At 68.0% G+C, this 26,928-nt stretch carries 27 protein-coding genes and 1 riboswitch; of the genes, 11 read left to right on the top strand and 16 right to left on the bottom strand.

Annotated features, from left to right (window positions below):
• Positions 1-72 precede the first annotated feature (72 nt).
• Positions 73-645, top strand: coding sequence for a DUF998 domain-containing protein (locus tag ACLQ3J_RS06160; protein ID WP_169651353.1), 573 nt, complete (start codon positions 73-75; stop codon positions 643-645).
• Between the two features lie 53 nt (positions 646-698).
• Positions 699-1,472, top strand: coding sequence for a sulfite exporter TauE/SafE family protein (locus ACLQ3J_RS06155; RefSeq protein ID WP_169619168.1), 774 nt, complete (start codon positions 699-701; stop codon positions 1,470-1,472).
• A gap of 22 nt (positions 1,473-1,494) precedes the next feature.
• Here the strand turns inward: ACLQ3J_RS06155 and cobU are convergent, their stop codons facing one another.
• From cobU to ACLQ3J_RS06120, 7 genes are all read right to left on the bottom strand, one after another.
• The gene (gene cobU / locus ACLQ3J_RS06150) at positions 1,495-2,832 is read right to left on the bottom strand and encodes a bifunctional adenosylcobinamide kinase/adenosylcobinamide-phosphate guanylyltransferase (RefSeq protein WP_296550603.1); all 1,338 of its coding nucleotides are present in this window, start codon (positions 2,830-2,832) and stop codon (positions 1,495-1,497) included.
• Positions 2,832-3,644 (bottom strand): ABC transporter ATP-binding protein, encoded by an 813-nt coding sequence (locus ACLQ3J_RS06145; RefSeq protein ID WP_169619166.1) that lies wholly within the window; start codon positions 3,642-3,644, stop codon positions 2,832-2,834. Before ACLQ3J_RS06145 ends, cobU begins: the two co-directional genes overlap by 1 nt.
• Positions 3,644-4,603, bottom strand: coding sequence for a FecCD family ABC transporter permease (locus tag ACLQ3J_RS06140; protein WP_240951912.1), 960 nt, complete (start codon positions 4,601-4,603; stop codon positions 3,644-3,646). The genes ACLQ3J_RS06145 and ACLQ3J_RS06140 overlap by 1 nt, the downstream gene beginning before the upstream one ends.
• A gap of 62 nt (positions 4,604-4,665) precedes the next feature.
• Positions 4,666-5,559: an ABC transporter substrate-binding protein gene (locus tag ACLQ3J_RS06135; protein ID WP_425902558.1), complete on the bottom strand. Its 894-nt coding sequence runs from the start codon at positions 5,557-5,559 to the stop codon at positions 4,666-4,668.
• Positions 5,560-5,647: 88 nt separating this feature from the next.
• Positions 5,648-5,797: riboswitch (cobalamin riboswitch) on the bottom strand.
• 28 nt (positions 5,798-5,825) lie between these two features.
• Positions 5,826-7,049, bottom strand: coding sequence for an O-succinylhomoserine sulfhydrylase (locus ACLQ3J_RS06130; RefSeq protein ID WP_169619162.1), 1,224 nt, complete (start codon positions 7,047-7,049; stop codon positions 5,826-5,828).
• Positions 7,046-7,456, bottom strand: coding sequence for a rhodanese-like domain-containing protein (locus tag ACLQ3J_RS06125; protein ID WP_169619159.1), 411 nt, complete (start codon positions 7,454-7,456; stop codon positions 7,046-7,048). The genes ACLQ3J_RS06130 and ACLQ3J_RS06125 overlap by 4 nt, the downstream gene beginning before the upstream one ends.
• 48 nt (positions 7,457-7,504) lie before the next feature.
• On the bottom strand, positions 7,505-7,939 hold the full coding sequence (locus ACLQ3J_RS06120; protein ID WP_169651356.1) for a hypothetical protein: 435 nt from the start codon (positions 7,937-7,939) through the stop codon (positions 7,505-7,507).
• Between the two features lie 290 nt (positions 7,940-8,229).
• On the opposite strand from ACLQ3J_RS06120, the gene ACLQ3J_RS06115 reads away from it, so the two are divergent.
• Positions 8,230-9,627, top strand: coding sequence for an FAD-dependent oxidoreductase (locus tag ACLQ3J_RS06115; protein ID WP_169651357.1), 1,398 nt, complete (start codon positions 8,230-8,232; stop codon positions 9,625-9,627).
• A 188-nt stretch (positions 9,628-9,815) separates the two neighbouring features.
• Positions 9,816-10,892, top strand: coding sequence for an alkene reductase (locus ACLQ3J_RS06110; protein ID WP_425902555.1), 1,077 nt, complete (start codon positions 9,816-9,818; stop codon positions 10,890-10,892).
• A gap of 52 nt (positions 10,893-10,944) precedes the next feature.
• Here ACLQ3J_RS06110 and ACLQ3J_RS06105 read toward each other — a convergent pair whose 3' ends face one another.
• The 7 genes from ACLQ3J_RS06105 to purT all read right to left on the bottom strand — a co-directional run bounded on the left by ACLQ3J_RS06105 (position 10,945) and on the right by purT (position 17,075).
• Positions 10,945-12,000: an ABC transporter substrate-binding protein gene (locus ACLQ3J_RS06105; protein WP_425902553.1), complete on the bottom strand. Its 1,056-nt coding sequence runs from the start codon at positions 11,998-12,000 to the stop codon at positions 10,945-10,947.
• A 40-nt stretch (positions 12,001-12,040) separates the two neighbouring features.
• Positions 12,041-12,787 (bottom strand): ABC transporter permease, encoded by a 747-nt coding sequence (locus tag ACLQ3J_RS06100; RefSeq protein ID WP_169651359.1) that lies wholly within the window; start codon positions 12,785-12,787, stop codon positions 12,041-12,043.
• Positions 12,784-13,554, bottom strand: a complete 771-nt coding sequence (locus tag ACLQ3J_RS06095; protein WP_296550600.1) for an ABC transporter permease — start codon at positions 13,552-13,554, stop codon at positions 12,784-12,786. Before ACLQ3J_RS06095 ends, ACLQ3J_RS06100 begins: the two co-directional genes overlap by 4 nt.
• Positions 13,551-14,387, bottom strand: a complete 837-nt coding sequence (locus ACLQ3J_RS06090; protein ID WP_169619148.1) for an ABC transporter ATP-binding protein — start codon at positions 14,385-14,387, stop codon at positions 13,551-13,553. Before ACLQ3J_RS06090 ends, ACLQ3J_RS06095 begins: the two co-directional genes overlap by 4 nt.
• A gap of 8 nt (positions 14,388-14,395) precedes the next feature.
• Positions 14,396-15,226: a TauD/TfdA family dioxygenase gene (locus tag ACLQ3J_RS06085; protein WP_378528059.1), complete on the bottom strand. Its 831-nt coding sequence runs from the start codon at positions 15,224-15,226 to the stop codon at positions 14,396-14,398.
• Positions 15,227-15,390: 164 nt separating this feature from the next.
• Entirely contained in the window at positions 15,391-15,873 is a 483-nt protein-coding gene (locus tag ACLQ3J_RS06080) for a DUF456 domain-containing protein (protein WP_169619144.1), read from the bottom strand.
• Positions 15,870-17,075 carry a formate-dependent phosphoribosylglycinamide formyltransferase gene (gene purT / locus ACLQ3J_RS06075; RefSeq protein WP_169619142.1) on the bottom strand — a complete coding sequence of 402 codons (1,206 nt, stop codon included), beginning with the start codon at positions 17,073-17,075 and terminating at the stop codon, positions 15,870-15,872. Before purT ends, ACLQ3J_RS06080 begins: the two co-directional genes overlap by 4 nt.
• Positions 17,076-17,120: 45 nt before the next feature.
• On the opposite strand from purT, the gene ACLQ3J_RS06070 reads away from it, so the two are divergent.
• The 3 genes from ACLQ3J_RS06070 (at position 17,121) to ACLQ3J_RS06060 (ending at position 21,731) form a co-directional block, all read left to right on the top strand.
• On the top strand, positions 17,121-19,889 hold the full coding sequence (locus ACLQ3J_RS06070; protein WP_425902548.1) for a vitamin B12-dependent ribonucleotide reductase: 2,769 nt from the start codon (positions 17,121-17,123) through the stop codon (positions 19,887-19,889).
• Between the two features lie 125 nt (positions 19,890-20,014).
• Positions 20,015-20,350, top strand: coding sequence for a hypothetical protein (locus ACLQ3J_RS06065; protein ID WP_378528061.1), 336 nt, complete (start codon positions 20,015-20,017; stop codon positions 20,348-20,350).
• Positions 20,256-21,731, top strand: a complete 1,476-nt coding sequence (locus ACLQ3J_RS06060) for an MFS transporter (protein ID WP_425902751.1) — start codon at positions 20,256-20,258, stop codon at positions 21,729-21,731. Before ACLQ3J_RS06065 ends, ACLQ3J_RS06060 begins: the two co-directional genes overlap by 95 nt.
• A gap of 224 nt (positions 21,732-21,955) precedes the next feature.
• On the opposite strand, the gene ACLQ3J_RS06055 is transcribed toward ACLQ3J_RS06060, so the two are convergent.
• The gene (locus ACLQ3J_RS06055; RefSeq protein WP_378528062.1) at positions 21,956-22,330 is read right to left on the bottom strand and encodes a VOC family protein; all 375 of its coding nucleotides are present in this window, start codon (positions 22,328-22,330) and stop codon (positions 21,956-21,958) included.
• A gap of 114 nt (positions 22,331-22,444) precedes the next feature.
• Here ACLQ3J_RS06055 and ACLQ3J_RS06050 point away from each other — a divergent pair, with 114 nt between their 5' ends.
• Together ACLQ3J_RS06050 and ACLQ3J_RS06045 are read left to right on the top strand one after the other, a co-directional pair.
• Complete coding sequence (locus ACLQ3J_RS06050; protein WP_422423288.1) at positions 22,445-22,828, top strand: nuclear transport factor 2 family protein; 384 nt, start codon at positions 22,445-22,447, stop codon at positions 22,826-22,828.
• A gap of 94 nt (positions 22,829-22,922) precedes the next feature.
• Positions 22,923-24,020 carry a CaiB/BaiF CoA transferase family protein gene (locus ACLQ3J_RS06045; protein WP_425902546.1) on the top strand — a complete coding sequence of 366 codons (1,098 nt, stop codon included), beginning with the start codon at positions 22,923-22,925 and terminating at the stop codon, positions 24,018-24,020.
• Between the two features lie 64 nt (positions 24,021-24,084).
• Here the strand turns inward: ACLQ3J_RS06045 and ACLQ3J_RS06040 are convergent, their stop codons facing one another.
• Positions 24,085-25,533, bottom strand: coding sequence for a PLP-dependent aminotransferase family protein (locus ACLQ3J_RS06040; protein WP_422423289.1), 1,449 nt, complete (start codon positions 25,531-25,533; stop codon positions 24,085-24,087).
• Positions 25,534-25,710: 177 nt separating this feature from the next.
• Here ACLQ3J_RS06040 and ACLQ3J_RS06035 point away from each other — a divergent pair, with 177 nt between their 5' ends.
• Both ACLQ3J_RS06035 and ACLQ3J_RS06030 read left to right on the top strand, forming a co-directional pair.
• Complete coding sequence (locus ACLQ3J_RS06035) at positions 25,711-26,229, top strand: hypothetical protein (protein ID WP_169619129.1); 519 nt, start codon at positions 25,711-25,713, stop codon at positions 26,227-26,229.
• Positions 26,226-26,849, top strand: coding sequence for an RES domain-containing protein (locus tag ACLQ3J_RS06030; protein WP_425902543.1), 624 nt, complete (start codon positions 26,226-26,228; stop codon positions 26,847-26,849). Before ACLQ3J_RS06035 ends, ACLQ3J_RS06030 begins: the two co-directional genes overlap by 4 nt.
• Positions 26,850-26,928 lie beyond the last annotated feature (79 nt).

The following is a 26,928-nucleotide window of genomic DNA, read 5'->3' as shown; positions in this document are numbered from 1 at the left end:
GGCAGCGTCGAACGAGTAACGATCACCGCGTCCGGGCCGAGCCGCGTGTATCGCGGGGCACCCTGGTGGGCAGTGGCTTCGGCCGTGCTCGCCCCCGTTGCACTGACCGCGGGCTGGGTGGTCGCGGGCACGGTACAACCCCCGGAGTACAGCGCTGTGCGGCAGAGCCTGAGCGCGCTCGCCGGGCACGGTGGAGCCGAACGCTGGATCATGACGACATCGCTGTTCGTGCTCGGCGCGTGCCATGTGATCACTGCGCTCGGACTGAGTGCCTTGCGTCCCGCCGCACGACTGGTCCTCGGCGGCGCGGGGATCTCCGGGATCGCTCTCGCGGCACTTCCGCAACCGGCGAACGGGTCTGCCACCTCGCACGTGGTCAGTGTCGTCATCGGCTCGATCCTGATCGCGACATTCCCCGCGTTCGTCGGGTCTCGCAGCCGTCCGCAGTCGTTCGCATTGAGCGTCCGCGGATCGGCGATCGCGACCGCGGTGTTCGTGGCCCTGACCGTGGCGTTCCTGATCTCGGCGCAGGGCGGGCAGTATTTCGGGCTGGTCGAGCGGGTGGGCTTGACGCCCGAGACGATATGGCCCCTTGTCGTCGTCCTCGCCTTGCGGCGTAGTGCGCGCCAGGATGCAGGCACCTAGAGCGACCGGAAGCCGCCTCGACCCTGTCCCGGGGTCTCCGTAGACTCCGAGCAGTGACGCCGCTGGAGTTGTTTCTCGTTGCCCTCGCCGGACTCGGCGCCGGTGCGATCAACTCGCTGGTCGGCTCCGGAACCCTCATCACCTTCCCGACCCTCGTTGCGTTCGGCGTGCCGCCCGTCACCGCGACGATGTCGAACGCGATCGGACTCGTCGCGGGCGGTGTGTCGGGAACGTGGGGTTATCGGCGCGAGTTACGCGGCCAGTGGCCGACGTTGCGATGGCAGATCCCCGCGTCGGTCAGCGGCGCGCTGATCGGGTCGTGGCTTCTGCTGCATCTGCCGGAGACGGTGTTCGAGACCGTCGTTCCGGTCCTGCTGGTCCTGGCACTCGTCCTCGTCGTGCTGCAACCGCAGATCCAGAAGTGGGTACTGCGGCGAACCGACGCCGACCCGGAAGCCCGGATCGGTCCGGTGCGGATGAGTCTGCTCGTGGCGGGCACTTTCGCTGTCGGCATCTACGGCGGATACTTCACCGCCGCGCAGGGAATTCTGCTGATGGGCTTGTTCGGCGCTCTGCTCACCGAACACATCCAACGGCAGAACGCCGCAAAGAATCTGCTCTCGCTGCTCGTCAACATCGTCGCGGCCACCGCATACATTCTCGTGGCGTTCGAGCGCATCGACTGGACGGTGGTCGTATTGATCGCCGTGGGTTCGCTGATCGGCGGAGACCTCGGTGCCCGGTACGGTCGGCGTATGTCCCCCACCGTGTTACGGGCGGTCATCGTCGCAGTGGGGCTCATCGGCCTGTACCGGTTGCTCGCCTGAGGCAGAGGCCTGGTCGCGGGGATCAGCGCAACGTCAGCGGTATCCCCGCCACGACGAGCGTGACACTGTCCGAGACTGCCGCCACCGCGGCATTGAGACGCCCGAGAGTGTCGCGGAACAGCCGTCCCGAGGCACTGGCCGGGACCACACCGCTGCCCACCTCGTTGCTCACGGCGACCACCGGCACCCGGCATCGCCGCCACGCGTCGAGGAGTTCGGCGATGTCGGCGTCGACCGCCCCCATGTCCCCGCCGTTCCATACGTCGTGCAGATCCATTCGTGCGGTGAGCCAGGTGCCGAGGCAGTCGACCAACAGCGGATCGGTAGCCGCGCGCAGCACGCCGCTCACATCGGATGTCTCCACCGTCGACCACGATTCGGGCCGCCGCTCGCGATGCAGGGCAACCCGTTGCGCCCATTCCTCGTCGCCTGCGCGGGTCCCGCCGGTCGCGACGTAGGTGACGGCGGCGTGCGAAGCGAACAGTTCTTCCGCGTGCCGTGACTTTCCGGAGCGCACGCCCCCGAGCACCAGGGTCCGGTGCGGCGGCGCGGTGGCGTCCCCCACGCGCACCTCCTCGCCGTCGATACCGGGCCTGGCCCCATACTCCCGCAACCGCTCGCGCAGGGCGGTGATCGGCGGGTTGTGGTGGCCGAGGTGCACCGCCACCACGTCCGTCGCGTCGGTCACGGCATCGCACCTGCGCAGAGCCGCGACGGTGTCCCGGAATTCGGGCAGTCCGTGGTGCCCTTGCCCCAACTCCGATCGGTCACCGAATGTTTCTTCGAGGAACACGGCATCGAACCGCGCACCGCGCACCGCGTCGAACCAGCCGTCCGGGAGCGGGCCGGTGTCGCACGCCCACAGGATGCGGGAACCGTCCGGACCGGTGACGTCGTAGAGCACCGCATCACCGTCGCGGAACACGTGATGTCGTGCGGGAAGGACCCGCACCGCATACCCGCCGACGGTGAGCGCGTCGCCCGCCCGGACCGGTACGAAGCGCACCGGATCGTCCGGGCCCGCCCACTGCCGGCACGTGTCGACCGCGTCCGCCGGTCCCACGACGTCGAGCACGTGACCCGCATCGACCCACGAGCGGAACAACAGTGCCTGCGGCCCGAGGTGGTCGGTGTGCGCGTGGGTGAGCAGGATGTGACGCACACCCGCCAAGGTCCTGCCGAAACGTACTGCGGCGCGGGGAGCTTCGGGTCCGCAGTCGAGCATGAGCACGTCGTCGATGAGCGCGGCCGTTTGGCCGCGGATCTCACCGCGGCGTGCGGCATCCGTGCAGGACTCGCAGGCACAGAAAGGATTCGGCCAGCCGTCCGCGGCACCGGTGCCCAGCAGCAGTACGTCCATCATGCGTCCTTCCACGGATCACGAAGCGGGAGAACGGCGCGGCCGGCCGGACGGTCGAGGACCTCGACCCGCGCCCCGTAGACCTGGCCGATCCGGTCGACCGTGAGCACCTCGGCGGGCGGCCCGTCGGCGACGACCCGGCCGCGGTCGAGAAGGACGAGCCTGTCACCGTACTGCGCCGCCGAGGTCAGATCGTGCATGGCGGCGATCACCGTCAGCTCGCCTTCGGTGCGCATGGAGTCCACGAGTTCGAGTACCTGCTGTTGGTGCCCGATGTCGAGCGCGCTGGTGGGTTCGTCGAGCAGCAGCACCTGTGGTTCCTGTGCCAGTGCGCGAGCGAGGACCACGCGCTGGAGTTCACCCCCGGACAGATCCGTCGCGAATCGGCGTGTGAACGGCTCGAGTTCGAGGCGCTCGATGACCCGGTCCACCACCGCGCGGTCGTGTCCCGTTTCCGAGCCGAACCGTGCGATGTGCGGTGTGCGGCCGAGCCGGACGAGTTCTACGACGGTGACACCCTCGGGAACCACGGGGCGCTGGGGCATCAGCGCGACCGCGCGCGCCGTTGCGCGCCGGCCGCCCCGGCCGGGCGTCACGGACGCCACCCGCACGTGCCCCGTCGAGGGAACGAGTCCCGCGAGAACGTGCAACAACGTGGTCTTACCGGACCCGTTGGGTCCGACGAGCGACACCCACGCGCCGGTCGCCACGGTGAGATCGACGTCGTGGAGCACGTCCACGCCGCCGCGTGCAGCCCCGACACCGCGGCACGTGACGGCGGTGGACGCGAGCGATTCGAGATCGGCGGGCATCATGCACCTCGGCTTCGTCTGAGTACGACGAGGAAGAACGGCGCACCGATCGCGGCGGTGACCACGCCGATGGGCAGTTCCGACGGCGACATGACGCTGCGGGCGAGCACATCGGCGAGGACGAGGAACGTCGCCCCGACCATCAATGACAACGGCAGCAGCATGCGGTGACCGGGGCCGACGAGCAACCGGACCGCGTGCGGCACCACGATGCCGACGAACCCGATCAGTCCGCTCGCCGACACCACGGCGGCGGTGCCGAGTGTCGCCACGCAGACCAACAACAGCCGGACACGAGCCGGATGAATCCCGAGGCTGGCGGCCTCGACGTCGCCGACCGCCATGACGTCGAGGGTGCGCCGGTGCAGCGCGATGACGGCGACCGCGACCACCACGTACGGCAGGACGACGACGACATCGGACCACCCGTCGGTGGACAACCGCCCGAGCATCCAGGAGTACACCTGACGCAAGGTGTCGTCGTGCAGTTGCATGAAGAACGTCTGGATGGCATTCGCGAACGCCGCGACCGCCACGCCCGCGAGGATGATGACGACTTCGGAACGCACCCCGCCGACCGAGCGGCCGAGGGCATACGTCGCACCGACCGCCAGCAGGCCGCCGGCGAACGCTGCGATCGGAACCCCGGCAAACCCTGCGGCGCCTCCGACCACGATCGCGAGTGTCGCGCCGAGGCCCGCCCCGCTCGACACCCCGAGCAGGTAGGGGTCGGCCAGGGGATTGCGGAAGACGCCCTGGTACGCCGCTCCGGCGACGGCGAGCATGGCTCCGACGAGAACCCCCAGCACCACGCGCGGCATGCGGATGTTCCAGAGGATCGCCTGTTGCCGCGTCGAGAGCCCGGAATCGACGTCGACGAACGGCAACCGGTCGGCGATGTCGAGAAGGACCGCCTGTGGCGTGAGTCCCGCCGGACCGACGAGGATGCTCACCAGCATGGCGGCGAGGAGAACGACCGCCGCGCCACCCAGCACGAGGGCGCGACGACGCGGGGTCGTGATCAAGACGCGGGCTGGGCCGAGGGGATCCCGGTGACGATCCGGGCGACGTCCCGCATCAAGTCCACGACGCGCGGCCCCCAGCGGCTGGCGATGTCCTCGTCGAGGACGTAGACGTGCCCGTCACGGACCGCCGTGAGCTCGCCCCATCCTGCTCGCTCCGCCACATTCTCGGGCGTGACGCCGCAGCACTGGCCGTCGGCGAGGAAGACGATGTCGGGGTTCTCTTCGAGGATGAACTCGGCCGACAGTTGCGGATACCCGTTGCCGCCGGTCGCGATCGAGGTGAGACCGAGCATGGAAAAGATCTCGCCGATGTAGGTGTCGTCCGTGACGGAGTAGTAGGTGTTGTCGAGTTCGTGGTAATAGCGAAGCGGGACTTGACGTTCGGGCAGTCCGGCGAGGATCTCGTCGACCTCGCTCCTCATCTGCGCGACCAGTTCGGCCGCGTCTGCGACGTGCCCGGTGGCCGCACCGACCTGCTCGAGCTGGGCGTAGGTGTCGTCGAGGGTGAGCGCCGCGGGCAGAATCAGGGTCTCGACGCCGGCCTGCTCGAGTCCGGCGACGAGATCCGCGGTGTCCGCGTTGGCGACCACCAGATCGGGTTCGTAACCGAGGATCGCCTCGACGTTCGGGGTGTACCCGGACAGATCGGTGACCGGTACGCCGGCCGGATGGTCGGATTGGTCGTCGACGGCGATCACCTGGTCGCCGGCGCCGACGGCGTACAGCATTTCGGTACTGACGGGACTCAGGGACACGATCGCCTGGGGACTTCCGGCTCCGGCGGTGTCGTGGTTGTCATGGTTGGCGGCGTCGTCGGCGCCGCACGCCGTGGCCAGCAGAGCGCACGCGGTGATTCCGGCAGCGAGCAGCCGGTGGGATACGAGGGGCACAGCCATCCTCCGTAACTCGGAGGACGAAAACAGTACGGCTGCAACATCGTCAGTTGCGGCACGAGACCGTCCTTCGTCCGAGGACCAGTACGTGCCCGCTGCGCCGGCTGACCTGGCTTCCCCGGCACGATCGCCGGAGTTCACAGTTGCGGGGACAGCGCCGGATTTTCACCGGCTTCACCGTAACGCTGCGGGTGCCCTGCCCGACTGGCAGAGCACCCGCAGCGTAACCCACAGCGTTTCCGGGCCGGAAGAGTGCTCTCGGGTCAGGAGAGCGCCTGCTCGAGGTCTTCGAGCAGATCCTCGGGGTCTTCGAGTCCCACCGAGAGGCGCACGACCCCGTCGGACAGGCCGATCGCGGCGCGCCCCTCCGGGCCCATCGCCCGGTGGGTGGTGGTCGCGGGGTGGGTGATGAGGGACTTGGAATCGCCGAGGTTGTTCGAGATGTCCACGATGCGCAGCTTGTTGAGCAGCTCGAACGCGCGCTTCTTGCCTTCGCCCTCGGGAGCGTCGAGCTCGAACGTGAGGATCGTGCCACCGCCACTCATCTGCGACCGCGCGAGGTCGTGCTGCGGATGCGACTCCAGGTACGGGTACTTGACCCAGCGCACCTTGTCCTGCGTCTCGAGGAACTGGCCCAGGCGCAGCGCCGAATCGACCGCGGCGCGCACCCGGACCGGCATCGTTTCCAGGCCTTTGAGCAGCGTCCACGCATTGAACGGGCTCAGCGCCGGACCGGTGTGACGAATGAGCTTCTGCACGGGTCCGTCGATGTAGTCCGCGGGTCCGAGGATGGCACCGCCGAGCACTCTGCCCTGGCCGTCGATGTGCTTGGTGCCCGAGTAGACCACGATGTCGGCACCGAGATCGATGCTGCGTTGCAGGAGAGGAGTGGCGAATACGTTGTCCAGCACCACTTTTGCCCCGGCAGCGTGCGCCATCTCGGAGACGGCCCGCACGTCGACGAGGGTCTGCATCGGGTTCGAGGGAGTCTCGAAGAACACCGCGGTCGTGGGGACGGACAATGCCTGTTCCCATTGATCGAGGTCTTCGCCGTCGACGAACACCGTCTCCACACCCCATCGGGGCAGGATCTCGTTGCACACGACGAAGCAGGATCCGAAAAGGCTGCGGGCGGCGACGAGCCGATCCCCCTTGCCCAGAAGAGCCGCGAGTGCGGTGAAGACGGCGGACATGCCCGACGCCGTGGCGTAGGCGCCTTCGGCACCGTCGAGCAGTCGTAGCCGCTCCTCGAACATCTTCACGGTCGGATTGCCGTACCGCGAGTACACGAAGTGGTCGACCTCGCCGGTGAACGCCGCTTCGGCGGCCTCCGCCGATTCGTACACGAATCCGGAGTTGAGGTAGAGCGCCTCGGACGTCTCCTCGAACCCCGAACGCAGGGTGCCACCCCGCACGCCCAGCGTGGCAGGACGCACGTTGTCGGGAAGCCGGCGCTCGAATGCGCCGCCCTTGGGGATGGAGCTCACGATTGCCTCCACGGCAGGCCCACTGCCCGCCAGCCCTGAGCTCCGCGATGCCCGTCGGCGTCGAGCGCTCCCTCGAATCCGTCGAGGATGTTGTACGCGGGGGTCACGCCCGCCGCGGTAGCCGCCTCGGCGGCACCTATCGAGCGTTGCCCCGAGCGACACAGGAATATCACCGGACCGCCGGAGACGCCGGCTTTCGCCAGGTCGTCCACGAACGTTCGGTTCGGGGCACCGTCGGGATAGCGAACCCATTCGACGAAGACGGTTCGGCGGCCGATGGGCGAGGTCTCGGGGACCCCGACGTACTTCCACTCGGCGTCGGTACGAACATCGACGAGCACGGCATCCGGGTTTTCCCGCAGGAGCTCCCAAGCTTCCTGCGGCGTTATATCACCTGCGTAGCTCACCACGACATGTTTTCACAGGTCACGGCGTGGCGCGCAAGCGGGAGGCTGTCAGAACTCGCAGACCCGCCACACCGAGTCGACCTGGACGACCTGCCAGGTCTCGATCCGGGACTCACCGTCGACGGTCGCGCGGACGTCGACCGTCGCGCGGTCACCTTCCACGGCGACGTCCTGGGTCGCCTGCAACTCCACAGTGCCCTCGACGTCGGAGAGCGGCGCCTCCGCCTCCGGCAGCTCTTCACAGCGCAGACGCGCGAGAATGTCCCGGTCGTTCTCGTTGTGAGCCCTGACGTAGTCCGCCACAGTGCGATTGATCCGTTCGTCCACGCTCAGCTCGTCCTGCGCGGGCGAGAGCAGTTGCGCACCCATCACGGCCAGAATGAGCAGCACGACAACCAGCAGTGCCCCCATGAACGGCCAGGGTGTACCGCTGGCGGGTTCGTCGGCCGAGGGATCGGGATCGGGTGCTTGACGCTGTGCCATATGGGCGATCCTATCCCCGACCAGGTCGGAGCCGGTCACGGCGCATTTGCCGAATAAACCCTCTCGAGGTAGGAATTGTGACGTGGCCACTACTCAGCTCGTTCGACGCCTCGCCGTCGACCTGTGTCGCATGAGTGCCCACATGTGTTGTCGCTGAAGCGATTCTCTCGACGGTTCTCTCATTCTTCTCACACCGTCCTTCCCCGCGCCCTGCGCCCCGCCCGCTGAGGGCAGCCTTAATTTAAGCTGGGTATGTCCGTCCGCTCACCGAAGAGGTAGTTGATCCCCTGATGACCGATCAGACTCGTCCCCTTCGCGTCGCGATCGTCGGTGCCGGTCCCGCCGGTATCTACGCCGCCGATGCGCTCATGAAGTCCGACACCGCGCAGGATCCGGGAGTCAGCATCGACCTGTTCGAACGGATGCCTGCACCGTTCGGTCTGATCCGCTACGGAGTCGCGCCGGACCACCCGCGCATCAAGGGCATCGTCACGGCCCTGCACAAGGTGCTCGACAAGCCGAACATCCGGCTTCTCGGCAACCTCGACTACGGGACCGACTTCACGCTCGACGACCTGAACCGCTTCTACGACGCGGTGATCTTCTCGACCGGTGCCAACGCCGACCGCGCGCTGAACATCCCCGGCATCGACCTCGACGGCAGTTACGGCGCCGCCGACTTCGTGTCCTGGTACGACGGCCACCCGGACGTGCCGCGCGAGTGGCCGCTCGAGGCCGAGAAGGTCGCCGTCCTCGGCGTCGGAAACGTCGCGCTCGACGTTGCGCGTGTGCTCGCCAAGACGGGCGACGAACTGCTGCCGACCGAGATCCCGCCGAACGTCTACGAGGGCCTCAAGAACAACAAGGCCGTCGAGGTGCACGTCTTCGGGCGTCGCGGTCCGGCCCAGGCCAAGTTCACGCCCCTCGAACTGCGCGAACTCGATCACTCCCCGACCATCGAAGTGATCGTGGACCCGGAGGACATCGACTACGACCAGGGCTCCGAGCAGGCGCGCCGCGCGTCCAAGCAGGTCGACATGGTCGCCAACACGCTGCAGGACTGGGCGATCCGCGACGTGGGCAACCGTCCGCACAAGTTGTTCCTCCACTTCTTCGAGTCTCCGCACGAGATCCTCGGGGAGGACGGCAAGGTCGTGGGCCTGCGTACCGAGCGCACCGAACTCGACGGCACCGGCAACGTTCGCGGGACCGGCAAGTACCGCGATTGGGACGTCCAGGCCGTCTACCGCGCCGTCGGTTACCTGTCGCAGAACATCGCTCAGCTGCCGTTCGACGAGCAGGCGGGCACCGTGCCCAACGAAGCCGGTCGCGTCCTCGGCGACGAGTCCGTCGAGGGCCCGGAGCGGTTCATGCCGCACACCTACGTCACCGGCTGGATCAAGCGCGGCCCCGTCGGCCTGATCGGCCACACGAAGGGCGACGCGAACGAGACGGTCGCGAACCTGCTCGAGGATCGCTCGGCGGGCCGCCTGAACTCTCCCGAGGAGCCGTCCGAGGATGCCGTCGTGCAGTTCCTCGAAGGCAAGCAGCTGCCGTACACCACGTGGCAGGGCTGGTACCGGCTCGATGCGCACGAGCGCAGCCTCGGCGAAGCCGAAGGCCGTGAGCGCGTCAAGGTCGTCGAACGCGAGGACATGTTCCGCGCGTCGGAGCCGCACAAGGCCTGATCACCGGCCCATCTCCGCCCGGTGGACGCCTCGCGTCCCCCGGGCGGAGCCGTCTCTGCGCTGTCCTGCGGGGATGCGCACACGGAGCGACGGGACGACACCGAGGGGACCTCGGGTCCTGCGGTGACACTTTTCATAGCGGGCACCACATCGGGAATCCCGGCCCCGGAGATCCTGTTGCGCCACGAATGGATCTGTTCACACCAGTCACACTCGGCGACCTCCAACTCGGCAACCGCATCGTCATGGCTCCCCTGACCCGCCTGCGCGGCGGACCGGACGGGATTCCCGGCGACCTGATCGCCGAGCACTATCGGCAGCGGGCCGGCGTCGGCCTGATCATCGCCGAGGGAACCTACGTCAACTTCGAGTCGCAGGCGTTCGTCGGACAGCCGGGAATCGCCACCGACGAGCAGGCCGAGGGCTGGCGCCGGGTCGCGGACGCCGTACACGGACGCGGCGGCCGCATCGTGCTGCAGTTGATGCACGGCGGACGAGTGACCCACCCGGATGTGAACGGCGGACGGCGCGTCGTCGCCCCGAGCGCCGTCGCGATCGACGGTGAGGTGCACACCGCCAAGGGCAAGCAGCCGTACCCGGTACCGCACGCGCTCACGACCGACGAGGTGGCCGCTGCGGTCGCCGACATCGTCGCCGCAGCCCGGCGCTCGATCGACGCGGGGCTGGACGGTGTGGAGATCCACAGTGCCAACGGCTACCTGCTGCACGAGTTCCTGTCGCCGGCCTCGAACCGGCGCACCGACGAGTACGGCGGCTCGGTGGAGAACCGGATCCGTCTCGTCGCCGAGGCGGTCACGGCCGTGGCGGACGCCGTCGGTGCGGGCCGGGTCGGACTGCGCATCTCCCCCGAACACAACATCCAGGACGCGCTCGAGACCGACCGTGAGGATGTGCGCGCTGTCTACGGCGCCCTCGTCGACCGGTTGCGTCCCGTCGGCCTGGCGTATCTGTCGGTCCTGCACCAGGAGCCTGCCGGTGACCTGGTGCAGGAGTTGCGGGCACGCTTCGGCGGGAAGGTGATCGCCAACAGTGGCTTCGCGTCCCCGACCACGCGTGAGGAAGCCGTTCGCCTCATCGAAGAAGCCCATGCCGACGCGGTGGCCGTCGGTCGCGCGGTGCTCGCCAACCCCGATCTCGTCGAACGGTGGCGGGGCGAACACCGCGAGAACGACTTGCGCCCGGAACTCTTCTACGGACCCGGCGCCGAGGGATATACGGATTACCCTCGCCTGCAAGAGGTGTGACCCCGGCGTCCGTCGTGACGTTCCGGTGGGTGCCGGCGGAGGCACGCTGCTCTCATGAAGGCGGACGTGCCTCCGCCAGCACACCGAGGTCGACGAAGGAGTCCGGCGCGGGCAGGTTCTCGTACCCGCCCGATGCCAGCGCCTGCCACATGGGTCCCTCCATGGCGGTGACGTCCATCGCGAACAGGCCGCTCGGGCTTTCGATCAGGGGAACCTGGAGTTCCGCCTGCCGGGTCTGCTGCGCCATCTCCAGTCCGAGGTCGACGCCGTACTTGTCCACCGCCAATGCCGCTGCGGCGTGCGGGTCGGCAAGGTAGTCGTCCCAGCCGCGCATCGTGGCACGCATGAACCGCACCAGCCTGTCGCGATTCTCCGCAAGGGCGGTGCGGTCCACGAACACGACATCGGCGTATTGCGCCGAACCGAGATCGGCGAACGTGACCACCTCGTAGCCGTCGCCTTGTCGCAAACCGTATTGCTGTTCGAGAGTGATCGGCTGGTTGGTGACGAAGCAGGTGTAGCAGTCGCCCTGGCCCTCGACGAGCGGGCTCGGATCGAAGCCCACCGGAGTGAAGTCGTACACCGGGTCGAGACCCGCGCCGACGAGCACCGCGTCGAGGGTGGTCTGCATGCCTTCCTGGCCGAGGATGCGCGCGCTCGCGAGTTCGCGCGGGGTGCGGATCGGTCGTGCGGACAACGACAGCAGTCCGGCGGGTGAGACCTGGAACTGGGCGCCGAGCGCCACGAAATCGTTGCCCTGCCCGATCGCGGTGTACAGGTCGGGCGCGCCGGCCGCGATACCGATGTCCGCCGATCCGGCGGCGACCGCCTGCATCGGCGTGGGGGCGTTCGGGCCACCGCCCTGGAATTCGACGGTGAGTCCTTCCTCGGCGTAATAACCTTTGTCCTCGGCGACGTAGTACCCACCGAACTCGGTGTTGAGGATCCAGCCGAAGGCGACCCGAAGCGTGTCGGACTCCGCACCGGATTCGCCGGACCCACACGCACCGAGAGTGCCGGCCGCGGCGATTCCCAGAGCCCCGGCCGCGGTTCCCCGCAGAAAAGTGCGCCGGCTCAGGCTCGGACCGGTGAAGGGGCGTGCGGGCATGGAGCCTCCTGGTGATGATCGGTGAGAAAGCAGCGGGTGGTCAGGTCAAGCGCGCGGCGGCACGATCCGCGACCGCACGTGCCGCGAAGAAAAGGCCGGTGGACACAGCGGTCGCGACCACCGCCACGCCCCAGGCCTGCTGGTTCTGGCTGTAGGTGATCGAGGTGGAGAACATCTTTCCGAGGCCGCCGGCACCCATGAGGTACTGACCGAGCAGGACTGCCAGGACCGCGGTGGGCGCGCTGACCCGCAGAGCGACGAGGAACCCGGGCAGGGCATGGGGCAGCAGGAGTCTCCTCAGCCGCACTCCCCTGCCCGCCCCGAGCACCGTGTAGACGTCTCCGAGTGACGCAGGCGGGGCCGCGAGCCGGGCGCCGACGAAAACGAACGCGGGCAGGAAACAGATGATGGCGGTGACCACGAACACCGTGGTCTGCCCGTACCCGAGCACCCGCGCGAGCACCGGGATCATCGCCACGACGGGAACGGAGTTGAGCAGCAACGCCATCGGGGTCAGCACTCCCGCGACGATCCGGGAGGACCATACGAGCACCGCGCACACGCCGCCGGCCGTCAAGCCCGCGGCCAGTCCGCCCAGCGACAGCGCGAGGGTCGGAACGAGCGCGGTCACGTACTCGTGTCGCTCGCGGACGATCGCGACGAGAACATCCTGGGGGTACGGCATGACGATCTGGTTGAAGTCGTTGACGGCGACCACCGCCCACCACCCGCCGAGCAGCGCGAGCAGCACCCAGTACCGCGTGACGGCGCCGCGCACGACAGTCATGAGAATCTCCGATGCACGGGTACGGCGAGTACACGGACCAGCAGGTACGCGGTCAGGGACAGCACCACGCATCCGGCGGCGGCGGACCACAGCAGCGGGATCTGATAGTTGTTCATCGCGCTGACCAGCAGCACACCGAGCCCCTTCGGGGCGCCGAACCACTCCCCGAGAACAGCCCCGAGGACGGCCGAAGTCACCGCGAGGCCCGCCGCGTCCGTGACGAGCGGCACCGTGTGCGGGAGTTGCAGGAAACGAAGACGCGACCAACGCGACGATCCGAGCGCCGTGTGCACGTCGGACTGCGCCGCCGGTGCCGACGCCAGCCCCGCCGACGTGGCAACGAAGACGGCGAAACCCGCGCCCATCGCTGCGACGACGGTCGGAGCGGTCGTGCGCCCGACCGTGGTCACCAGCAGCGGTGCGATCGCGATGAGAGGTATCGCGTGCACGATCGTCGCCAGCCGGTCGAGTCCCGGTGCGGTCCATCGGGCCACGACGGTGACGCATGCGAGCGCTCCGCCCACGACGGTGCCCAGCGCGAATCCCCACAGCGCCGAGGTGGCGGTCGCACCGAATGCCCGTGTCAAGGTGGCCTGCACGGCGTCGTTGCCGGCGACGTACGTGACGACCTCCGTCAGCGGGGGCCAGTTCTTCCCGAACACCTGCGCCCTGCCGACGACCTCGAACATCGCGAGCAACAGGGCGGCGCCGAGAATGTTCGACGCGAACGGCGGGATGGTGACGGGTCGCGGAAGAACCGCGGTCACGTCGCGGGCCCGTCGAGCAAGCCGGTGAGCCGGTCGACGATGCTGTGGAATCTCGGGTCGCGGGTGATCTCCGCCGATCGCGGCCGGGGCAGCGCCACGTTCTCGATGTGCCGTACCCGGCCCGGCCGGCCGGTGAGCACGACGATCCGGTCCGCGAGCAGCACAGCCTCGTCGACGTCGTGTGTCACCAGCACGGTCGTCGACCCCGCGTCGCCCCAGATCCGGGCGAGTTCGAAGTTCATGCGCCGGCGGGTCACCGCATCGAGCGCGCCAAAGGGTTCGTCGAGCAGCAGAACGTCCGGTTCGAGTGCGAGCGCCCGCGCGATGGCCACACGCTGCCGCATGCCACCGGACAGTTGTCGCGGTCGTGCTTTCTCGAAGCCCGACAACCCCACGAGTTCGACGAGTTCTTCGACGCGACCGGAGTCGACCGTCCGCCCGGCGATGCGGAAGGGCAGCGCGATGTTGTGCCACACATCCGACCACGGCATCAGGGCGTGTTCCTGGAACGCGACGCCGAGCCGGCGCGAGGCCACCAGGTCGGCGGGTCCGCCTCCCTCGATGCGGACCGTTCCCGCCGTGGGTTCCTCGAGGCCCGCGAGCAGGCGCAGCACGGTGGACTTGCCACAACCGGACGGGCCGAGAAGCGCGACGAACTCGCCACGAGCGACGGTCAGATCGAACGAGTCGACGGCGGTCAGTTCGCCGCGTCGGCGGCCGAGCGGATACGCCTTCGCGACACCCTTCATGTCGATGGCCGGAACGTGCTCCTCGCCGGCGGGTCCGGTCGCGGCCCCTGCGGCGGGCGCTCCCCGGGACAGGACGGTATTCATCGCGCGGCTCAGCCGGTCAGTCCGGCGAGGTCCGGCTCGACGATGTCGAGTTGCTGCACGGGCACGGCGACCGCATCGGTCGTCCACCCCCAGATCGAGTAGAGCTCGCGCGCCGGATCGGTGTATCCGTCGCGGCCGTGGAGCAGCCGGTAGTTGTCGACACAGATCATCTCGCCGGCTTCCGCCCGGAACATCGGCCCGGTGTCCCGCACATGCAGCACCGTGTCGTTCCAGCGCGCGAGCATGTCGGCGTCGGCGGGACGAGTCGAGCCCGGGACCGGCGCCAGGTAGGGGTGGTACCGCGCCTGTACGCGCCCGCTGGGCACGACCCGCACGATAGGCGCGTACGTACTCTGCGCGAAGTTCGGTTCCGAATGATCGATGTCGACGGTCCGGCAGAACTCCGCGAGGTCGGCGGTCGCGGGATCCGCGGCGAGTAGTTCGGTGAGCTTCCACGCGTCGACGAGGAACGAGTCACCGCCGGATTCGGCGGGCCGCTTGCACCACAGGAACAGGTGGTCCGGCGCGTAGTCCCCGAACGCGAATCCGTCGTTGTGTGCGGTCATCCGTTCGCCCGGTTTTCCGAACGAGCGCTTTCGTCCTCGCTCGTCGACGGGCTGAGCGTCGACGACGGCAGCTTCCCGCTGATGGTTGCGCATACTCGCCTCGAACTGCCGACCGAGCCGGATACGCTTGTCTCCCAGCACTTCCGCCGCAAAAGCCAGGGCATCTTCCTCGGTGTGCAGTCCGCGGGCAACCGCGGCACCGCGGGAGGAGATGGCTGCGCGTGCCTCCTGCGGGGTGTCTATCCGCTCGGGAACCACACTGGCTTCTGTCAATCGTGACGTGAACATCCCACCTCCGGGTGGCAGCGAGTGACGGCCGGTGGTTCGACGCTGAACCGATCGTTGGGGACGACGTTAGGCCGCCGCGCATTTCAACGGCGTAACCATTCGGATCGGGTGGGTAAACAACGACGGCGCTGCCGGCCCGGCCGCCGGAGCTACCAGAACACCACCGCACCGAGCCACGCGCCGGCTGCGATCAGGGCGCCGAACAGTTCCACCAGGATCGACAGGCCTGCCGCCTTGGTAGCGGCCACCGTGGACCGCCACGCCCCCGCATGTGTGCGATGGCGCTGGATCTCCGAGACGTACATGCCGAGAAGGAATCCGAGCACGAGGCCGATCACGGGCACGACGAAGAACCCGACGATCCCGACCAGACCGCCGATGATCAGCGACCGGTTCGGCACACCCGCCTGCTGGAGTCGCTTTCCGGGCCAGGTGTATTTCACGATCGCGGTGACCACGAGGGCCAGTGCGGCGATCGCGAACACCGTCCATGCCACCGCGCCCCCGGTGACCACCGACCACACCGCGATCGCTCCGAAGATGAGCAGCGTGCCCGGCAGGATCGGGAGCACGATACCGAGCAGCCCGACACAGATGACGAGGCCGACGAGGACCTCCGCGCCGGTGCTCACAGTGCGATCGGGTGCACGCGTGACGCGGCATCGGTCGCGCGGGCACGGGCGGTCGCGACGTCCGTCGCGGTCGACACGGCCACACCCATCCGGCGGCGACGGTACGACTCGGGCTTGCCGAACAGGCGCAGGTCCGTTTCGGGGACGCGCAGGGCGTCGGCCACACCGTCGAAGGCGATCCCGGGGGCGTCGACCCCTCCGTAGATCACGGCGGATGCGCCGGGGGTGATCATGGCCGTGTCGACCGGCAACCCGAGGATCGCGCGTGCGTGTAGCTCGAATTCCGAATAGCGCTGGGTGCGCAGGGTGACCAGGCCCGTGTCGTGCGGGCGCGGGCTGACCTCGGAGAAGTACACGTCATCACCCTTGACGAACAGTTCCACGCCGAACACGCCGCGACCACCGAGCGCACCCGTGACCGCACCGGCGACCTCCCGGGCGCGGGCGAGCGCGGTAGGGCTCATCGGTTGCGGCTGCCAGGATTCGACGTAGTCACCGTCTTGCTGCAGATGCCCGATCGGATCGCAGAAATACGTCTCGACCTCGCCCGACTCGCCGATGGCGCGCACGGTGAGCTGAGTGATCTCGTAATCGAAGTCGACGAAGCCCTCCACGATGACGGTGCCGTGGTTGATGCGGCCCCCGGCCAGTGCGTGATCCCACGCGGCGGACAGGTCGGCGGCGGAACGCACCGTCGACTGGCCCTTCCCCGACGAGGACATCACGGGTTTGACGACGCACGGAAAACCGACCTGCTCGGCGGCGGCGCGGACCTCGTCGAGCGACTGCGCGAACCGGTAGGGAGAGGTGGGCAGACCCAGATCCTCGGCCGCGAGGCGGCGAATCCCCTCGCGGTTCATGGTGAGCTGCGTGGCGCGGGCGGTGGGGATGACCTCGGCGAGCCCGCGTTCTTCGACCACGGCCAGCGCGTCGGTGGCGATGGCTTCGATCTCCGGCACGACCAGATGCGGACGCTCTGCCTCGATGATCGCCAGGAGCGCGTCGGGGTCTCCCATGTCGACGGTATGAGCACGATGCGCAACCTGATGACCTGGGGCGTTGGAGTAGCGATCGACGGCGATGACCTCCACGCCGAGTCGCTGCAGGGCGATGATCACCTCCTTGCCGAGTTCGCCGGAGCCGAGCAGAAGAACACGGGTGGCAGTCGGAGACAGCGGAGTACCGAGACGCGGTGAGACCATGGTGGGACTATATGTGGCATCGATCGCCGTCCCTGGAGGAAAGCGATGTGCAGTGCAGTGCCTCACAGCAGCGCCCGGCAGTCGCCTGCCGGCTCTCCCACCGACGCGCGCGCCGATACCCGGTTCTTCACGCGGGCGGGCGTCGATCCGGCCGACGAAGTGGACTGGCAGCGCCGCGACGCGCGCATCGTCCACCACGGCACCGGCAAGGTGGTGTTCGAGCAGACCGGAGTCGAGTTTCCGGCGTTCTGGTCGCAGAACGCCACCGACATCGTCACCCAGAAGTATTTCCGGGGACAGATCGGCACCGACCAGCGCGAACACTCGTTGCGCGACGTCGTGGCCCGGATCGTCGACACCGTCACGGCGTGGGGTAGGGCCGACGGGCACCTCGACGATCCGGAGGCGTTCGCGGCGGAACTGACGTTCCTGTTGCTCCACCAGCGGGCGTCGTTCAACAGCCCCGTGTGGTTCAACATCGGTGTGCCGGACAAACCGCAGCAGGCGAGCGCGTGTTTCATCCTCTCGGTCGACGACAGCATCGATTCGATACTGGAGTGGTACCGGCAGGAAGCGCTGATCTTCAAGGGCGGGTCGGGCGCGGGGGTGAATCTGTCGCACATCCGGTCGTCCGCCGAACCTCTCACCGGCGGAGGCAGGGCGTCGGGACCGGTGAGCTTCATGCGCGGAGCCGACGCCTCCGCGGGCACCATCAGGTCGGGCGGAAAAACCCGGCGAGCCGCGAAGATGGTGATCCTCGACGTGAGCCATCCCGATATCGAGGAATTCATCGACTGCAAAGCAATCGAGGAGCGCAAGGCACGGGTGCTCGCCGAGGCGGGGTTCGACATGAGCCTCGACGGCGCCGACACCTATTCGGTCCAGTATCAGAACGCCAACAACTCGGTGCGGGTGACCGACGAGTTCATGCGCGCCGTGGTGGACGACGCCGAGTGGCCGCTGCGTGCGGTCCGCACCGGCAAGGTGGTGCGGACCGTCCGAGCCCGCGACCTGCTGCAACGCATCGCCGCCGCGACCTGGGAATGCGCCGACCCGGGGATGCAGTACGACTCGACCATCAACGCCTGGCACACCGCGCCGGCGACGGGCCGGATCAATGCCTCGAACCCGTGCTCGGAGTACATGCACCTCGACGATTCGGCCTGCAACCTCGCGAGCCTCAATCTGCTGACCTTCCTTCGCGAGGACGGTGTGTTCGACGTCGACGGATTCCGGCACGCCGTCGCGGTGATGCTCACCGCGCAGGAGATCCTCGTGGGCCGCGCCGACTACCCCACCGACAGGATCGGGGAGACGTCACGGCGCTTCCGGCAACTGGGGCTCGGATACGCGAACCTCGGTGCGCTGCTGATGGCCTCGGGTATCCCCTACGACAGCGATGCGGGCCGTGCGTGGGCCGCATCCGTCACCGCGCTGATGACGGGAGCCGCCTACGAGGTCTCCGCGCAGCTCGCGCAGCGCCTCGGACCGTTCGACGGTTTCGCCGAGAATCGCGAGCCGATGCTCGGGGTGCTCGCCAAACACCGGGGCGCGCTCGACGACATCGACGCCGACCTCGCGGCACCGGAGGTTCTCACCGCGGCACGCGAGTCGTGGGACCGTGCGGTGGCCGACGGCGCCGCACACGGTGTGCGCAACAGCCAGGTGTCGGTGCTCGCCCCGACCGGCACGATCGGCTTGGCGATGGATTGCGACACCACCGGAATCGAACCGGATCTCGCACTCGTCAAGACGAAGAAGCTCGTCGGCGGAGGGTCGCTCTCGATCGTCAATCGCACTGTGCCGCGGGCACTGTCACGCCTCGGATACGATCCGGCGCGGGTCGCGGACATCGTGGCCTATCTCGATCTCGAGCACACCCTGGAGGGCGCGCCGCACGTGCGTGACGAACACCGGCCGGTGTTCGCGACGTCCATGGGCGACAACGTGATCGCGCCGCGCGGCCATGTCGGGATGATGGCGGCGGTGCAACCGTTCCTGTCGGGGGCGATTTCGAAAACGGTCAATCTTCCGGAATCCGCGACGGTGGAAGACATCTCCGACCTGTACGTCGACGCGTGGCGGCTCGGCCTCAAGGCGCTCGCGATCTACCGCGACAACTGCAAACTCGGTCAGCCGCTGTCGGCGACCTCCCGGTCGGGGCGCCGTGACGGGGCCGCCACGCCGCTCCCGGCGCCTCGCCGGGAACGGATGCCGCGCACCCGGCGTTCGCGCACGTTCGAATTCCGCGTGGCCGATTGCAAGGGGTTCGTCACCGTGGGCGAGTACGGCGACGGCAGACCCGGCGAGATGTTCCTGCGGGTGTCGAAGCAGGGCTCCACTCTTGCCGGAATCATGGACGCGTTCTCGATGTCGGTCAGTTACGGCCTGCAGTACGGGGTTCCGCTGCGCACGTTCGTGCGGGCGTTCACGAGCACCCGCTTCGAGCCGGCCGGGATCACGGACGATCCCGACCTGCGGATCGCCACGTCGATCCTCGATTACATCTTCCGGCGGCTCGCGGTGGACTACCTCGATCTCGACGAACGCACCGAACTCGGGATCCTGACGAGCGCGGAGCGCACCGTCCCGGACACCCCGACCCTCACGTCGTACACGGGCACAACCACAGCGGCCACGACGGCCGCGATCACGACGGATACTCCCGACACTCCTCCGGCACCCGGCGGCCTCACTGCACCCTCTCCGGGGAATCCGGACGCGCCGTACTGCATGCAATGCGGAGTGCGTATGCAACGTGCCGGATCGTGCCACGCCTGCCCGTCGTGCGGGAGCACCAGCGGTTGCAGTTGACGGCTGCCCCATACCGATGCGATGACCCTGGGCGCGGCCAGGCGGACGTGCTGACCTCCAACGGATCCAGACTCGAACATCTACTCTTGCTGCCTTCCTGCGGAAGACCAAATCGACAAGACCTCGTGGCACCCCGATTCCGAGCAATCAACGTCCCGATCGACGCAGCCCCCCTAGAAGTTGCGGTCTTCCAGCCGAACAGCGAGGCTGCATCCGAGCGGTGGTACCGGTTGCTCGCGAAGCAGCAGTACAACGCGATCAGCGCGAACTCGGAGGAGTACTCCATGACGATGGACGTCTCCTTCGACGACAGGCAGTCCCGCAGGATCAAGCTCCGGAAGATCAACGCGAAGAAGCGAAACCCGCATCCTGACGTCGAGCCGATCGTCGGCATCGACGGACTCCAGTGGCGGGCACACCCCATCCTGTGGAGCGGCCCGAGACTCCAGCAGTCCTCATGACCGATGGCCCCGACGGCCAGCCGGTCAAGGTCGCAGTTCGCAAGAAGGTGGCGGCCGGAGCGCACCTCCCGACCAGCTCAGGCGTGGACACGAAGGAAAGGGCACTCCGGAAGGCATGACCAGCCCGCTCCGTAATCGAGACTTCCGATACCTCTGGCTAGCACTCTCATCCTCGCTGCTCGCAGCGGGCGTGTGGGTCATCGCGTTACCCCTGTTTACACTCCACCTCGGATACGGCCCGGCTACCGTCGGCATCGTCGTCGGCTGCGGACTCATCGGCACTCTGGCGAGCCTGCTCTTCGGCGGCGCCCTTCTCGACAGGCACCCCAAACGGACGATTCTCGCCTGGTCAGCCTTCATCCCCGGGACTGTGCTCCTGGCCATCTGCCTATGGGCAGAGGCCGCCACCATCCCGTGGTACGCCTTGGCCGCAACAGCGGCGATCGTCGGCGCCTGCGACGGCGTATACGGGCCGGCAAACGAATCCCTCCTGCCAGAAATCGTCGAAAAGGAGCACCTCCACGTCGGCAACAGCCTCCAAGCCTTAGTGGAGTCCCTGCTGCTGAAAGCCTTCGGACCAGCGATCGGAGGCGCGACAATCGCTCTGGCCGGCCCCGCCCCTGCTCTCGCAGTCGTGGGCGTCTTGTTCCTGGTCACGGCGGCGTTCTCTCGACAAATCGTGCCGGCCTACGAACCGCCCGCACCCGACCGGTCGGCCGGCTGGGCATCGGTGTTTCAGGACATCGGCGACGGCTTCCAGTACGTGGCCCAGACAAAATGGATATGGACGGCAGTGCTGTGGTCCGCACTAGCGCTCCTTCTGCAGGCAGGCCCACGATCCGTCGCACTACCCGTCGTATTCGGTGAGGGATCAGCAGGGGCATACGCCCTCATCATGGTCGGCTACGGAATCGCCAGCGCCGTAGGGTCACTGGTCTCGTCGTTCGCGATCCGCCCCGACAACCGATTCGGAACCCTCTTCGCCGCGTGGAGCCTCGGGTCCCTTCCCCTCATCGCCATCGCCTTCCACCCGACAGTCGCAGTGGCGGCGGTCGCGATGGTCCTCGTCGGCCTCTTCAACGCCTACGGAAACGTCCTCTGGCAAACCCTGATGCAACAAGGCGTGCCCGACGACCTGCGGGGAAGAGTGACCAGTGTCGATTGGTTCGGCAGCATCTCTCTCATGCCCATCTCCACAGTGGTGACAGGGCTGTTCATCGACCACGGAATCGTCAGGCTCCTCTTCCTCCTCGCGGGCACCGTCCCCGTGGTTCTCGCCTTCATCGCGTACGCCATCATCGCCAAGGACAGCTCCGCAAACTCCGATCGAACATCCACCGATCCAGCAGAGAACCCGCCGTTGGATCGCACTTCCGGATGAACCGCTGCTTCGCAGCAGGGATGGCGAAGCCGGAGAACCACCTTGCGCACCCGTACGTCGACATCGCGCCCAGTTCGCCGATCCGGTGCACGGTACGGAAGCGGCGATGGTCGCCCTGATCGTCGGCGAGATCGGCGGATTCACGGTGCTGCTCGCCGGATTCGTACGGGGTGCTTTCCTCGCCGGGTGAGCCCCGGGCGCCGAGCGGACCGGGCGCGCGCCGGTCAGGACTGCATGAGCGAGAGCACGTTTCCGTGCGGATCACGGAACCAGGCGACCCGTGCGCCGTCCGGCGCGGTCCACGCATCGTGCTCGTCTTGATCCATCCCGTTGTAGCGCGTGAAGTCGACGCCCTTGTCTCGGAGTCGGTCGACGGTGGCATCGAGGTCGGGTACCCGCCAGCCCAGCGCGGTGTAGCCCGTCTCCTCCCGCGACTGCACGAGCGTGATCCGCACGGGCGCTCCGCCGCCCCCATCGATCACCAGCACGAACGCATCGCGACCGAGCTTCCTGAATTTCAGGGTGTCGACGTAGAACATCTCCGAGACGTCGAGGTCCGTGCTCGGTACGAAGCTCACAAGTTGTCCTGTGATCAGCATGTCTTCCACTGTGCCCGGCACCTCCCGTCCGGGCGGCCGATTCGGCGGATTCGCCTCCCCGGGTCGGGCCTGGGAACGATGCCGACCTCCGGGCCGGAACGCTAGGCTTCGATCATGAGCACCTCCGAGATCGCTACCGTTCTGGCCTGGCACGAGGCCGTCAACAGCAACGACATCGACACGCTCCTCGAGTTGTCGAGCGACGACATCGTCCTTCCCACCGACGACGACGACGCCGATCAGGGCCTCGACGAACTGCGCGAATGGGCAACGAACTCCGGCGTCACTCTCGAGCCCGGACGGATGTTCGTCCACGAGGGCATCGTGGTCGTCGAAGAACGGTCGACGTGGGGTGCGGAAGCCACGGGCGCGCCGCTCGACGAGGCGATCGCCTTCCGGGTGGTCGACGACAAAGTCGTGATGGTGGTGCGGCACAGCAGTCTCGCGGACGCATTCGAGGCGACCGGACTGACCGAGGCAGACCTGTACCAGGCGTGAGCCGGAGCACCGTGACCACGCTCATATTCCCGAGCGATCGCTAAGGTACTGTCCCGGTCGGAGAGTTCCTACGCATCGGAGTGAGGTTCGACGAGTGTCCGCTGAAGCTGTTGAGAAAAAGGGCCCGCTCGCGGGTATCCGCGTCGTGGAGTTCAAGGGACTCGGCCCCGGACCGCATGCGGCAACCCTGCTCGCCGACCTCGGCGCGGACGTCGTCATCGTGCAGCGTCCCGGCGAGATCCCGCCCGCGGGCCACCGCGACCCGATCCAGCGCAACCGTCGCGTCGTCGAGGCGAACCTCAAGGACCCGGCGGACATCGAGAAGGTGCTCGCACTGCTCGAGCGCGCCGACGTGCTGATCGAAGGCTTCCGTCCGGGCGTCACCGAACGTCTCGGCCTCGGACCGGACGTGGTGCTCGAGCGCAATCCCCGGATCGTGTACGGCCGCATGACCGGCTGGGGACAGGACGGTCCTCTCGCCAACGCCGCCGGCCACGACATCAACTACATCTCGCTGACCGGTGTGCTCCACGCGATCGGCCGGGAGGGCGAGCGGCCCGTCCCGCCCCTCAACATGGTCGGCGACTTCGGCGGCGGTTCGATGTTCCTCGTCTTCGGCATCCTCGCGGCGATGGTCGAACGCCAGACGTCCGGTCGCGGCCAGGTCGTCGACACGGCGATGGTCGACGGTGCTCTCGCCCTGTCGCACATGATGTGGTCGTTCCGCGGCAACGGCCTGTGGTCCGACGAGCGCGGTGTGAACATGCTCGACACCGGAGCACACTTCTACGAGGTGTACGAGACCTCGGACGGCAAGTACATGGCCGTCGGTGCGATCGAACCGCAGTTCTACGCGCTCCTGCTGAAGGGTCTCGAACTCGATCCGGCCGATCTGCCGCATCAGCTCGACAAGTCCTCGTGGCCGGAGATGAAGAAGGTGTTCGCGGAGAAGTTCCTCAGCAGGACCCGCGACGAGTGGTCCGAGGTGTTCCTCGGTACCGATGCGTGCGTGACGCCGGTCCTCACTTTCGCGGAGGCGCCGCAGAACGCGCATCTCGCCGCACGGGGATCGCTGATCGAGGTCGACGGTGTCGTCCAGCACGCGCCCGCCCCGCGCTTCTCGCGCACGCCGTCGGGTGAGCCCGCCGCGCCGGCCGGCGAGGCGACCGATATCGACACGCTCTGGGTCTGACTCTTTCAGAGCTCGACCGCTGCCCCGACGGATCTTCCGGCGGGGCAGCGGTTTTCGTGGTCTCTCAGACGACGATCCTGGTCTCGTCTATGGGCGATCCCGCGGTGACGGCGCTGTAGGCCGCGGCAACCGAGGCCATTCCACGCCGCAGGGTGTCAGGCTCCTGGGTGTAGGGCAGCCGCACGAATCGTTCGAACGCACCCTGCACTCCGAATCTGGGACCGGCGGCGAGGAGCACCCCGTGGCTCGGTCCTGTCGCGGCGAGGGCCGTCGAGACCGGTTCGGGCATCCTCGCCCACAACGACATGCCGCCCTGCCCGATGGTGTATCTCCACGCCGGTAACCGGTCCGCGAGCGCGGCGACGAGTGCGGCGCGGCGCTCCCGCAACAGGCGGCGGCGGGCATCGAGCAGGTCCTCGACGTCCGACAGCAGGTGCGCGGCGGCAAGTTGTTCCATGACCGGCGTGCCGAGGTCCACTGCCATACGCGCTCCGGTGAGACGCACGATCAGGTCCCGGTCGGCACGGATCCACCCCACTCGCAGCCCGCCCCACAACGACTTGCCGGTCGACCCGACGGTGACGACCTGCCCTCCGAACGAGGTCGCGGCGACGGGCGGCGGTGGCGAGGCGTCCAGCCACAAGTCCACCATCGTCTCGTCCACGACGAGCGTCACCCTCGCGTCACGCATGATGCGGGTCAGTTCTGCTCGCCCGTCCGCGTCGAGACACAGCCCGGTCGGATTGTGGAAGTCCGGCACCAGGAACGCGGTGCGCGCGCCGGTCTGGCGGGCGGCACCGGCAAGTCCGTCGAGATCCCAGCCGCCGGCGGGTCCGTCTTCCGGTCGCACCGGGACCGGCACCGGACGGGTGCCGTGACGACGGATCGCTTCGAGCGCATTCGGATAGGTGGGGTGGTCGACGATCACCCGGTCGCCGGGATCGGTGAGGACGCCGAGCAGCAATCGCATCGCGTGCTGCGCACCGGAAGTCACCATGATCTGATCGGGCGTGGTGGGCAGCCCACGATCCCGGTACCGGCGTGCGATCACGTCACGGAGCGCCATGACGCCCACGGGTTCCATGCCGTGGGAGCCCAGATACGCGGACATCGATCCCAGTGCCGCGCTGTACGCCGCTTCGATGGCGGCCGCCGGGGCCGCGAGCGACGCGTTGCGGAGGTCGATCGCCTCACCGAGCACCGGCACCGACGCCGGGACCGTGGTTCGTTCGGCAGGCATCGCCACCGTGCTGCGCGCTCCCTGCCGACTGCGGAGGTACCCCGCATCGCGCAGCGCGGTGTACGCGGCGGTGACAGTGGTGCGGCTCAGCGACAGGGCCGACGCGAGTTCGCGTTCGCTGGGCAGCGCCACCCCGAGCGGTACCCGACCGTCGTGCACGAGGAGGCGGATGCCGTCGGCCAGCGCACGGTATGCCGGCCTGCGGTCCCCGGCGTCCTGCCAGTTGCCCAGATCCCGGACAAGCGAACCGGCCCCTATCGCACGCGTGATCACCGGTCCAGTATCGCCGAAAGTGGACCGATCGAGTCAGGCCAGTCGGTGAGGCAGGCCCGCAGGAGACGAACCTCAGCGACTGGGGTGGAATGAGAACACCCATCTTCCGTTCGTTGACACGGTTGACGCAGAAGATGACGCTGGGGTTGACACGGTTGACGACCAGGAGGCTTTCGCATGGTTACCCTCGCCGAGCAACAACGTGAGCTCATGGACGAGCTCACCCGCCGCGTCCAGGACACTTTCGACCGCGCACGCGAAGCCCACGTCTCCCCCGCTGCCTTTGCAGACGTCAAGTCGATCGCTCGCGCGATGACTGCAGCACTTCCCCACGTCTACGACCAGCTCATCGGCCCGTTTTACGACACCGCGGGGCTGACACAGTGGTGGGGTGTGAGCCGCCAAGCCGTCAACAAGGCTGTAGCCACGGGCAGTGTGATCGCCTGCCAACTCGACGGCGGCGGGTGGGTCTACCCCACCTGGCAGTTCACCGACACAGGAACGGTGCACCCACACCTGCTCACTCTGTGGAGGACCCTGCGCGACGCTGCCGACCCGTGGACCTGCGCAGTCTGGCTTCGCAGCCCCCAGCCCGAGCTCGATGACCGCACTGCAGCCGACTGGATCGTCGACGGTCATCCCCTGGACGCGGCACTGGAGCTGGCCCGCGCCGACGCGCAGCGGTGGGCCGCGTGAGCAGTCGTGACACTGTCGCTCTGGGGCCGCCGACCCGGCCGCTGCGCAACTTCCCCGCCTGCGAACTCACCGTGGGGCAGCCGCTGCACCGCGGGCACCGCGCCGGGAACGGCCCTTGGTGGTTCTCCTCCGACGGCGGCGGCCGCTTCGATCTGACCCCGCCACGCGGTACCTGCTACCTCGCGTACGACGAGCTCACCGCGATCCGGGAGACCGTCGGCCAGGCGCTGGCGGCAACCGGGATCATCAGCGACGAATTCGCCGCCGAACGCCAGCTCTCCACCCTGACCGTGCCACACAACCATCGGCTCGCCGACACCTGCGCGGACACGGCGGCGGACTTCGGTTCAACCACGGAACTTGTCACCATGACCCCATACGCGGTGCCTCAGGAGTGGGCGGCGAAGTTCGCCGCCACCACCTTCGCCGGGCTGCAGTATCAAACCCGGTTCACCACCGGGCCGAACCCCAACGCGGTCAGCCTGTTCGGGAACGCGGGAGAGGCCGACTGGCCGACCGATCCGAGTCCCGACCCGTTCGTGGCCGCTGCGCGACGGTATGACTTCACGGTTGCCAGCCCGCCGCGGTCGGTGCGCATCGTCGCGCCACCGACGACCTGATCCTGTTCCGCACCACATGGTGGCCGCTGCACACCGACGCTTGCGAGCCGCACGTCCGCCGAGGGACCGTCGAGGCTCA

It is taken from the genome of Rhodococcus sp. DT1, assembly GCF_049844875.1.
Lineage (GTDB): Bacteria > Actinomycetota > Actinomycetes > Mycobacteriales > Mycobacteriaceae > Rhodococcus.
The sequence above is the reverse complement of the archived record's forward strand: the minus strand, read 5'-3'. Positions and strand labels throughout refer to the sequence as shown.